The sequence below is a fragment of the Gordonia caeni genome, assembly GCF_039537105.1.
Lineage (GTDB): Bacteria > Actinomycetota > Actinomycetes > Mycobacteriales > Mycobacteriaceae > Gordonia > Gordonia caeni.
Genome location: NZ_BAAAZW010000010.1, coordinates 99,570 through 110,560 on the forward strand (window position 1 = coordinate 99,570; position 10,991 = coordinate 110,560).

The 10,991-nt window shown below is 70.6% G+C and carries 8 protein-coding genes; 7 read left to right on the plus strand and 1 reads right to left on the minus strand.

Annotation, left to right across the window (positions count from 1 at the left end):
- Nucleotides 1-15: 15 nt before the first annotated feature.
- The 7 genes from ABD732_RS16175 to ABD732_RS16205 all read left to right on the plus strand — a co-directional run bounded on the left by ABD732_RS16175 (nt 16) and on the right by ABD732_RS16205 (nt 9,657).
- On the plus strand, nt 16-1,644 hold the full coding sequence (locus ABD732_RS16175; RefSeq protein WP_344785511.1) for an AMP-binding protein: 1,629 nt from the start codon (nt 16-18) through the stop codon (nt 1,642-1,644).
- Between the two features lie 24 nt (nt 1,645-1,668).
- Nucleotides 1,669-3,657, plus strand: a complete 1,989-nt coding sequence (locus ABD732_RS16180) for an acetoacetate--CoA ligase (protein WP_344785512.1) — start codon at nt 1,669-1,671, stop codon at nt 3,655-3,657.
- Nucleotides 3,658-3,764: 107 nt separating this feature from the next.
- On the plus strand, nt 3,765-4,901 hold the full coding sequence (locus ABD732_RS16185; RefSeq protein WP_344785513.1) for a DUF5336 domain-containing protein: 1,137 nt from the start codon (nt 3,765-3,767) through the stop codon (nt 4,899-4,901).
- A gap of 140 nt (nt 4,902-5,041) precedes the next feature.
- Nucleotides 5,042-6,607: a cell division protein PerM gene (locus ABD732_RS16190; RefSeq protein WP_344785514.1), complete on the plus strand. Its 1,566-nt coding sequence runs from the start codon at nt 5,042-5,044 to the stop codon at nt 6,605-6,607.
- Nucleotides 6,608-6,616: 9 nt separating this feature from the next.
- A complete protein-coding gene (gene purN / locus ABD732_RS16195; RefSeq protein WP_344785515.1) occupies nt 6,617-7,237 on the plus strand; it encodes a phosphoribosylglycinamide formyltransferase in 621 nt (206 codons plus the stop codon).
- The gene (gene purH / locus ABD732_RS16200; RefSeq protein ID WP_344785516.1) at nt 7,234-8,814 is read left to right on the plus strand and encodes a bifunctional phosphoribosylaminoimidazolecarboxamide formyltransferase/IMP cyclohydrolase; all 1,581 of its coding nucleotides are present in this window, start codon (nt 7,234-7,236) and stop codon (nt 8,812-8,814) included. Before purN ends, purH begins: the two co-directional genes overlap by 4 nt.
- 69 nt (nt 8,815-8,883) lie before the next feature.
- Entirely contained in the window at nt 8,884-9,657 is a 774-nt protein-coding gene (locus tag ABD732_RS16205; RefSeq protein ID WP_344785517.1) for a sulfite exporter TauE/SafE family protein, read from the plus strand.
- A gap of 80 nt (nt 9,658-9,737) precedes the next feature.
- Here the strand turns inward: ABD732_RS16205 and ABD732_RS16210 are convergent, their stop codons facing one another.
- On the minus strand, nt 9,738-10,868 hold the full coding sequence (locus tag ABD732_RS16210) for a DNA polymerase III subunit beta family protein (protein ID WP_344785518.1): 1,131 nt from the start codon (nt 10,866-10,868) through the stop codon (nt 9,738-9,740).
- Nucleotides 10,869-10,991 lie beyond the last annotated feature (123 nt).

Genomic DNA, 10,991 nt, shown 5'->3' on the forward strand with positions numbered 1-10,991 from the left:
CAGAGAGGACCCGTCATGAGCGAACCGTCGTACGCGATCGGTGAGACCACGCCGCCGCTGTTGGAAGACACCATCGGGGCGACGCTGGCCGCCACGGTCGCCGCTCACCCGGACTCGGTGGCGCTGATCGACGCCGCCGCCGACCGCCAGTGGACCTACCGCGAATTCCACGACCAGGTCCGGGCGCTGGCCGCCGGTCTGCGCAGGCTCGGCCTGGCGCCGGGGGACCGGCTCGGACTCTGGTCGCCGAACCGCTGGGAATGGGTGGTGACCCAGTTCGCGGCGGCCGAAGCCGGCATCGTGCTGGTGGTCCTCAACCCGTCGTACCGCCGCCACGAGCTGTCGTACGCGCTGTCGCAGTCGGGGACCTCGGTGGTGGTGGCGGCCACCAGCTTCCGCGACTCCGAGTACGCGCAGATGCTGGCCGACGTCCGCGGTGACCTGCCGGATCTGCGCGAAGTGGTGCTCTTCGAGTCGCCGGAGTTCGCGGAACTCCTCTCCGTGCCGTCGGCGGACGAACTCGACCGGCTCGCTCAGGTCGCCGCCGGACTGGTGGCCACCGAGCCGATCAACATCCAGTACACCTCGGGCACCACCGGCAACCCCAAGGGCGTGACCCTGTCGCACCGCAACATCGGCAACAACGGCTACATGGTCGGCGAACTGCTCGAGTACACCGCCGACGACCGCATCTGCACACCGGTGCCGTACTACCACTGCTTCGGCATGGTGATGGCCAATCTGGCCGCCACCTCGCACGGCAGCGCCATGGTGATCCCCGGACCCGCCTTCGACCCGGCGGCCACGCTGTCGGCGGTGGCGAAGTACCGCTGCACCAGCCTCTACGGGGTCCCGACCATGTTCATCGCCGAGCTGGCGCTGCTGGACTCCGGCGCGGAGTTCGACCTGTCGTCGCTGCGCACCGGCATCATGGCCGGCTCGACCTGCCCGGAGACGGTGATGCGCCGGGTGATCGACGAGATGAACATGGGGCAGGTGTCGATCTGTTACGGCATGACCGAGACCAGCCCAGTGTCCACGCAGACCCGGATGGACGATCCGATGGAACTGCGCGTCGGCACCGTCGGCCGGGTGGGACCGCACCTGGAGATCAAGGTGATGGACCCGGTGACGGGCGAGACGCTGCCGCGCGGGGAGACCGGCGAGTTCTGCACCCGCGGCTACTCGGTGATGCTGGGCTACTGGAACGATCCGGAGAAGACCGCCGAGGCCATCGACGGTGACGGCTGGATGCGCACCGGCGATCTGGCCGTGATGGGCGACGACGGCTACGTGCGGATCACCGGCCGGATCAAGGACATGGTGATCCGGGGCGGCGAGAACATCTACCCGCGCGAGATCGAAGAGTTCCTCTACACCCACCCCGACATCGTCGACGCCCAGGTGATCGGGGTCCCGGACGCGAAATACGGTGAAGAGCTGATGGCGTGGATCCAGTTGCGTTCGGGCGCTCGGGAATTGACCGTCGAGAGTCTCCGGGAGTTCGCCTCGGGCGCCATCTCGCGGCACAAGATCCCCAAGTACGTGCACGTGGTCGACGGCTTCCCGATGACGGTGACCGGCAAGGTCCGCAAGGTCGAGATGCGGGCGAAGGCCATCGACATGCTCGGCCTCACCGACTGACTGCCGCTGCGAGAAAGGCCCTTGATGAGCGACACCCCCGACCACCGGACCCCGTACGACGCCTTCGTCGCGTTCCTGCGGGAGCGGACAGGCCGCGAGTTCTCGTCGTACGACGACGTCTGGCGGTACTCCGTCGACGAGCTGCCCGGCTTCTGGCGGGCACTGTGGGACCACTTCGAGCTGGACCGGCTGGCCGCCCGGCCGCTCGCCGACGGCGACGCCGCGGTGCTGGCCGACCCGGTGATGCCGGGGGCGCGCTGGTTCCCGGACGTGCGGCTGAACTACGCCGACGCGGTGCTCGCGCACTGCGATCGCGACGGTGACGCCATCGTCGGCCTGGACGAGGACGGGAACCGCACCGCGATCGCCTGGCGGGAGCTGCCGGGGCTGGTGGCCGCGGTCGCCGCCGCGCTGTCCGAGGCCGGGATCGGCGAGGGCGACGTCGTGGCCGCCTACCTGCCCGACATCCCGGAGGCGGTGATCGCCTTCCTGGCCACCGCGTCGCTGGGGGCGATCTGGTCGGGCTGCGGCCAGGACTACGCCCCCGAAGGGGCGGCCGGGCGGCTCGCCCAGCTGCGGCCGCGGGCGCTGTTCACCTGCGCCGGCTACCGGTTCAACGGCAAGGACGTCGACAAGCGCGCCGACAGCGCCGAACTCGCGGGGCTGCTCGACGACCTCGTGCTGCACATTCAGGTTTCGGCCCCTGATTCCGCGTCGGCCCCCGATTCCGCGTCGGCCCCTGAGCCCCGTCGAAGGGACTGGTCCGACGTCGTCGCCGACACCTCGCGGACTCCCGCACCGGTGAAGGTGGCCGCCGACCATCCGCTGTGGGTGCTGTTCTCCTCGGGCACCACCGGGCGCCCGAAGGGGATCGTGCACGGGCACACCGGGGTGCTGGTGGAGCACCTGAAGCAGGCGGCGCTGCACGCCGGGCTGGGGCCCGACTCGGTCTTCTTCTGGCACACGGCGCTCAGCTGGATGATGTGGAACTTCCAGGCCGCCGGTCTGCTGACCGGCTCGCGCATCGTCACCTACAGCGGTTCACCGCTGTACCCCGACGCGGATCGTCTCTGGCAGATCGTCGCCGACGAGGGCGTCACCTACTTCGGCACCAGCCCCGGACAGCTCAACGCCTCCCGCAAGGCCGGTCTGGTGCCCGGACGCGATCACGACCTGTCGGCGCTGACCACATTGGGCAGCACCGGTTCCACACTGCCCGGCGACCTGTTCGACTGGGTGTACCAGAACGTCGCCGCCGACCTGCCGATCTCATCGATCAGCGGCGGCACCGACATCGTCAGTGCCTTCGCCGGCGGCAGCACCGGCGTTCCGGTGGTGGCCGGCGAACTGCCGGTGCGTCATCTCGGGGTGGCGCTGGCCAGCTGGTCGCCGGACGCGCGGCCGCTGATCGGGGAGGTGGGCGAGCTGGTGGTGACCGCTCCGATGCCGTCGATGCCGATCGGCTTCTGGGACGACGACGATCACGCGCGCTACCGTGCGGCCTACTTCGATCACACGTGGGAACGCCCGCTCACCGAACCGGTGTGGCGTCACGGCGACTGGGTGACGGTGACCGACCGCGGTTCCCTGGTGATCCACGGGCGCAGCGATGCCACCCTCAACCGGCACGGGATCCGGATGGGCTCGGCCGACATCTACGAGGTGGTCGAGGGCGTCGACGAGATCGCCGAAGCCTTCGTGCTGGGCGTCGACGGCCCCGACGGCGCCTACTGGATGCCGATGTTCGTCACCCTGGTCGACGGTGCCGAGCTGACCGACGAGCTGACCGCCCGCGTCGCCGGTGAGGTGCGCACCCGGCTGTCCCCGCGGCACGTGCCCGACGAGATCGTCGTCGCCCCCGGCATCCCGCACACCCGGACCGGCAAGAAACTGGAGGTCCCCATCACCGGGATCCTGGCCGGGCGGGACAACGTGAACATCGACCCACGGGCGGTCGACGATGCGTCGCTGATCGACTGGTACCGCGAGCAAGGAACGGCCCATCGCTGGTAAGGCCCACCTTCGGCGGGTGCGGCGGCGCGGGACCGCCGCCCTGTACTAGCGTGGACACAGTTCGAGGGTCATCGTGTGCGGTGGCCGCCCCAACCAGGAGAATCTCGATGACGTTTCCGCAGTCGGGCCCGAGCTACGGGCAGGGTGAGTCCGGCCAGGGCCAGCAATACGGTTCGGGCCAGCAGTACGGTTCAGGCCAGTACGGCCAGCCCCAGTACGGACAGCAGCCCCAGTACGGTCAGGAACAGTACGGGCAGGGTCAGTACGGGCAGGGCCAGTACTCCGGACAGCAGTACGGCCAGCAGCCCCAATACGGTCAGGAACAGTACGGGCAGCAGCCGCAATACGGGCAGCAGCCGCAGCAGCAGTACGGGGCGCCCCAGTACGAAGCGCCGCAGTACCAGGCGCCCAAGCCGCCGTCGCAGGGCCTGCCGCACAACGTCGTGCAGATCGTTCCGGCCGTCGTCGGCGCCCTCGGCGTGGTGATGCTGTTCCTCGGTTTCCTGCCGGCCTACAAGCAGGAGTCCTTCCGGGGCGCCACCGAGAGCGTCAAGGTCTTCGAAACCCACTACGCCACCGCATGGGGCCTGTTCGCGGTCGCCGGCGTGGCCGCCCTCCTGACGTTCCTGGTGGGCGCCGGTAAGCAGTACGTCGCCGCCGTCACCGCGCTCTCGGTGGTGGCCGCGCTGATCACGATCTTCCAGTTCGCGGGCGTCGACACCGGCACCGCCAGCAACGGCACCGGCGGCATCCTGCTGCTGGTCTTCACCATCATCGGCGCGCTCGTGTCGATCCTGTGGCTGCTGATCGAAGCCGAGATGGTCAAGACGGCGCCGGCTCCCGCCGCGCAGAGCGCCGGTGTCCAGACCGGTGGCGCGCACGCCGCCGTTCAGGCCCCGGCCACCCAGGCTCCGGCCGCCGCGTACGGCGACCAGAGCTCGTCGACCGGTGGCGGCTACGCCGAGTCCACCAGTTCGGCTGCCTCCTCGTACGGCCAGCAGGCCCCCGCGTACGGCGACGCTTCGGCGTCGACCTACGGCTCGGGTGCCGCTCCGTCGCTGGGTGACGCCTCGGCATCGTCGTACGGTTCCGGCGCGGCCACCTACGGTCAGAGCAGTTCCTCGGCCGGCGAGGGCGACGCCACCACGTACACCCCGCTGCCCGACGCCGCGCCGGGTGACGGCTCGGAGACCACGATCTTCGGCACCCCGGAGAGCTCGCAGGAGCCCAAGAAGGACTCCTGAGCCTCGCACGCACCATCGGCGCCGCCGTCCCGTTCCGGGGCGGCGGCGCCGTTTCGTCCGTCCCGGCGTCCGGTCACATTTGGGTGGCGCGCGGCGTGGCCCCTGGGAGCCGGGGCGTTGTCGTGCCACCCTCGAAAGCGATGCCTTCCACCACCGAATCTCTGGTCGCCCGTCTCCGGCAGGGACGGGTGACCCGGCACGGCGACGACACCCCCGGCCGGGCGGCCACGTGGGACCTGCTGAAGGTCGCGCTGCTGGTGCCCGCGGTGACCACCGCGATCCTCGCGGTGGTGGTGATGGTGACCAAACTGCTCGCCGGCGGCGCCTTCGGTGGACTCGGTGCGCAGGTCGGTGCCGGATGGCTGGTGGTAAACCAGGTGCCGCTGACCGTCGGCGGGGTGACCGTCGGCGTGCTTCCGCTGATGCCGACGATCGCCCTGATCGCCGGCGTCGCGGTGGTCACCGCCCGCGCCTCCCGCCAGGTGGAGACCCTGCAGGAGGTCGGCAGCATCGCCGGCGCAGCCCTGGCCGGGCCCCTGCTGTGGACCGCCCTGGCGCTGGCCGTGGTCGCCGACGGCTCGGCCGTCTCGGCGATCGGGCAGGCCACACCGCTGCCGGCCTTCGGCCACACCCTGCTGGTACAGGCGATCGGCGTGGCGATCGGCGTCGGCCGGCGCTGCCTGCAGCCGCTCTTCGACAACTACGAGTTCCCGGTCACCGAACGGGTCGGCGCCCGCGCCGGGCTCCTCGGCTTCGTGTGCCTGTCCACCGGCGGCGCGTTGCTGGTGACGATCGGGATCGCCGTCAGCTGGGGCCGCGTGGGCGACCTGCTCGCCGAGGGACATTCGTTCGACGGCTACCTGGGCCTGACTCTGCTGTCCATCCTCTATCTGCCCAACGTCATCATCGGCGCGCTGGGCGTGTCGGTCGGGGCCACCGCCCAGGCCGGCACCGCCACCATCGACGCCCTCGGCGTGCAGGGGGGTGCGGTGCCGCCGTTGCCGATCCTGGGCATCCTGCCCGACCAGGGCCTCGGTGCACTGGGCGCGCTGGTCTTCGTGTTGCCCGCGGCGGTCGGCGTACTGGTCGGCTGGTACTGCCGCAGCCACGACTTCCTCAAGCACCTGCGGGCCGTCGGCGTGGCCGCCGCGGCCGGGGCGGCGCTGGTGGTGCTGTCGTGCGCGATGGCGGCCGGCGGCGCGGGCGAACTCGGCCGGGTGGGCGTCAGCGCACCCCTGGCCGGCGTGTACGCCTTCGCGTGGATCGCCGTCCTCGGGGCCGTCACCGCGGGGATCTACCAGCTTCTGCCGGAGTCGTGGGTGCGGCGCGGCGCGCCCGATCCCGGGTTCGACCTCGATGAACTCCTCGCCGGCGACGAGTTCGCCGACCTGGAGATCATCGACGACGAAGAGCTGGACCACCTGGATCGCGACGAGACGGACCCGGACGCCGAGGCCGCCCCCGACGACGCGGACCCCGAGTCCACTGATGTGCTGCCTCTCGTCGACGACGCGGAGGACGACTCCGACATTCCCGACGACTCCGCCGACCCTGCCGACGAGGCCCGCGATGCCGTGGACGAGGACGCCGCCGCGGAAGACGACACCGAGGTGACCACCGAGCTCGAGGTCACCGCCGACACGGCCGGGCCGGACTCCCCGAGCGTCCCGGCACCCGGGAACCCGAGCCGCGGGCCGGGGCACTAATCTCATGGTGTGAACAGCCCCTCCGGACCGCGCGTGCCCATCGTGGTGATGGCATCGGGCGCCGGTTCCCTCCTGGCAGCGATCCTGGAGCGCGGCGCGGCGCCGTCGTCGCCGTTCGAGGTGGTGGCAGTGGTGGTCGACCGCTCGTGCGCCGCCGAACAGATCGGTCGCGATGCCGGGATTCCGGTGGTCTCCTGCAAGCTCGCCGACCACCCCGACCGGGAGGCCTGGGACCGTCGGCTGCTGGCGGAGGTCTCGGGTTTCGCGCCGCAGTGGGTCGTCACCGCCGGGTTCATGAAGATCCTCGGCCCGGCATTCCTCGCGGCCTACTCCGGCCGCGTCGTGAACTCCCATCCCGCGCTGCTGCCGGCCTTCCCCGGCGTGCACGGGGTGGCTGACGCGCTGGCCTACGGCGTCAAGGTCACCGGGACCACGGTGCACCTGGTCGACGGCGGCGTCGACACCGGCCCGATTCTGGCGCAGGGGACCGTTCCGGTTCTGCCCGACGACACCGTCGAATCCCTGCACGAACGCATCAAGAGCACCGAACGCGACCTCCTCCCGGATGTGGTGGAGGCCGTGGTGACCCGCGGCGTGGTCACCGATGGACGAAAGGCACACATTCCGTGAACGCAGACAATTCTTCGACGGAGGCCGGCACCGCGCGGCCGGTCCGGCGCGCCCTGGTCAGTGTCTACGACAAGACCGGCCTGGCCGAACTCGCCACCGCGCTGCACGCGGCGGGCGTGGAGATCGTGTCCACCGGCTCCACCGCGAAGACCATCGCCGCCGCCGGTGTGCCGGTGGTCGAGGTCAGCGAGTTGACCGGTTTCCCCGAATGCCTGGAGGGTCGCGTCAAGACGCTGCACCCGCGCGTTCACGCCGGCGTGCTTGCCGACACCCGCAAGGACGATCACCTGCGCCAGCTGGACGAGTTGGGCATCGCCCCGTTCGAGCTCGTGTGCGTCAACCTGTACCCGTTCACCGAGACCGTCGCCTCCGGTGCATCACCCGACGAGTGCGTGGAGCAGATCGACATCGGCGGCCCGTCGATGGTGCGCGCCGCCGCCAAGAACCATCCGTCGGTGGCGGTCGTGGTGGATCCGGGCGACTACACCGCGGTGGCCGAGGCCGTGGCCGCAGGCGGGTTCGACCTGTCTCAGCGGAAGGCGCTGGCCGCCAAGGCGTTCCGGCACACCGCCGACTACGACGTCGCGGTCGCCTCCTGGATGACCGACGTGGTGGCCCCCGACGACGAGGTCTTCCCGGTGTGGGCGGGCGCCACCTGGAACCGCGCGGCCGTGCTGCGTTACGGCGAGAACCCGCACCAGTCGGCGGCGCTGTTCGTCAACGAGGCCGCGGCGCCCGGCCTGGCTCAGGCCGAGCAGCTGAACGGCAAGGAGATGTCGTTCAACAACTTCACCGACGGTGATGCCGCGTGGCGTGCCGCCTTCGACTTCTCCGCACCGGCCGTCGCGATCATCAAGCACGCCAACCCGTGCGGGATCGCCGTGGGTGCCGACATCGCCGAGGCACACCGCAAGGCTCACGCCTGCGACCCGGTGAGCGCCTACGGCGGCGTCATCGCAGCCAACCGCGAGGTGAGCGTCGAGATGGCCGAGCAGGTCGCAGACATCTTCACCGAGGTGATCATCGCGCCCGGCTACGCCGACGCTGCCCTCGAGATCCTGACCCGCAAGAAGAATCTGCGCGTGCTGATCGCGGCCGAGCCTGCCGAGGGGGGCGTGGAGCTGCGCCCGGTCTCCGGCGGCGTGCTGCTGCAGACCCGCGACGTGCTCGACGCCGTGGGCGACACCCCGGCCAACTGGACGCTGGCGTCCGGCGTTGCCGCCGACGAGGCGACGCTGGCCGACCTCGACTTCGCGTGGCGGGCCGGTCGCGCCGTCAAGTCCAATGCCATCCTGCTGGCGCGCGACGGCGCCTCCGTGGGAGTGGGCATGGGGCAGGTGAACCGCGTCGACTCGGCTCATCTGGCCGTCCAGCGCGCGGGCGATCGTGCGGCCGGGGCGGTGGCCTCCTCCGATGCCTTCTTCCCGTTCCCGGACGGCCTGCAGGTGCTGATCGACGCCGGGGTCCGCGCCGTCGTCCAGCCCGGCGGCTCGGTGCGCGACAACGAGGTGATCGAAGCCGCCCAGGCCGCCGGAATCACGATGTACTTCACCGGCTCCCGACACTTCGCCCACTGATACGACTTCCGGTGGTCGAGCCGTCTTCGGTGGTCGAGCCGTCTTCGGTGGTCGAGCGCAGTCGAGACCATGACCATCGCTGAAGTCCTTCTGCTGCTCGTCGCCGGCTTCGCGGCCGGCGTCGTCGGCTACGTCACCGGGCTAGCGTCCATCATCAGTTACCCGGCGCTGCTGGCCGTCGGGTTGCCGCCGATCACCGCCAACGTGACCAACACGGTCGCGATGGTCGCGGTCGGTGTGGGCAGTTTCGCCAAGTCCGGACGAGTGCTCCTCGCCGATGATCCGTCGACTCCGCGCGGGACGGGCGGCGGCACGTCGCTGGCCCGCTCGGGGCTGATCGCTCTGCTCGGCGGTGCCGTCGGGGCCGGGATACTGCTGGCCTCCCCGGACAAGATCTTCGTCTTCGTGGTCCCGTACCTCGTGGCGCTGGCGTCGATCGCGCTGCTGGCGCAGCCGCGTCTGCGTGCGCGGGTGGGGGAGCGGGCCAACCATCCTGCCTGGTGGCTGACCGGGGTCTTCGTCGTCTCGATCTACGGCGGCTACTTCGGGGCCGGGGCGGGGGTCATGTTCGTCGCCCTCGCGATGGTGCTCACCGGGCTGCCGCTGTGGCGGGCGACGCTCCTGAAATCGGCGCTGCTGGGAATCGCCAACGCCGTGGCCGCGGTGGGCTTCATCATCTTCGCGGAGGTGCACTGGGGTGCCGCGATCGCGATGGGGCTGGGCTGCCTGCTCGGCGGCTGGGCCGGACCGCCGATCGTCGCGCACCTGCCGGCGACCCCGTTGCGCATCACGATCGGTCTCGGCGGCCTCGGTCTGGCCGTGTGGCTGGCCCTCGGCAACTGACTGCGTGCGGTGAACCGCCACCGCACGCAGCACACCCGCGCTCTCGCGGGAAGAAGGGGAGATTCTCCCTCTGTGTCCGCCTATCGGCCGCTCTCGGGCGGGGCCGGTGCGGTGGTCGGGGCGATCGGCATCACCAGGGTCGTGAGATCACCGTCATCGGCCGATCGGACGGTCGCCGGAAGACCTGGGCCACGGAGGTCGAGCAGGAGGGTGTCACCGACCGCCGTCGCGATCGCCGGATAGAGGGTTGCCAGGGCGAACCAGACGGTGACTCCTGTGCCGGACATTTCTGTGCCGGACACTTCTGCGCCGGTCACCTCGGTGGCGTCGGTGTCCGCCTCGGCGTCTGGGGCGGCTATGACGACGGTGCCCGCCGCGGCGGTGAGCCTGACCGGGTCCCCGAGCTGCTGGAGTATCTCGAGTACGCGTTGCCGAGGCAGCCGGAGCCGGATGGCCGGGTCGTCGAGTCCGGCGATCATCGAGCGGTGATCCGGATACGCCTCACGGAGGACGCGCACGGGATGGTCGGCGCGGTCGGACATGCGCACGTACACGGCTTCCTCGCTGTCGATGACCAACTGCACTCGTGGGCGGCGCCGGATCTCGGAGAGCGCGGTGGCGAGGTCCCGGGCGTCGAGGACGGCGGTCAGGTGTGTGTTCGGGGGGATTTCGGCCGGGATAGTGCGGACGGCCAAGCGGTACCGGTCGGTGGCCGCCAGCGTCAGGCTCCCGTCTTCGACTTCGAGATGAACTCCCGACAGGATCGGATGCGCGGGATCGTCACCGGTCGCAGTGAGGACCTGATCGACCGCTGCGGCGAACACCGCACCGGTCAGTTCGATGTGTGTGGTGGAGCCTCCGCCAGCGACCGGGGGCGTGCCTTCACCCAGGGAGGCCAGAATCTCGCCGGCGATCGCGGCCTTCCGTTCGGCCTCCGTGGTGATTCGGCGGGCGTGGTCGAGGAGCAGCCGCCGGAGTTCGGCGGGCGTGGCGGTCAGCGCGGCGGTGGCCGAGGCCAGGGACACATCCGCCTCCCGGAGGCGGCGAAGAAGTACGGCCGCCGGGATCTGGTCGGCGCGGTAGTACCGGTATCCGGAGACCGGATCCACGCGGGCCGGGAGGAGGACACTGGAGTCCGCGTAGAACCGGAGCGCGCTGGCGGTGAGGCCGCTGCGTCGTGCGAAGTCTCCGATCGGGAGTTCATCAGTCATGACTTCATGATCGAGGCTCGAGTGACTCGAAGGTCAACTCTGGCACACCGTCGCTCTCGCGGACACAGAGGGAGAATCCGGGCTGTTTCGTTTTGAGGTCCCGTTCTTGACGGCGCGGCACCC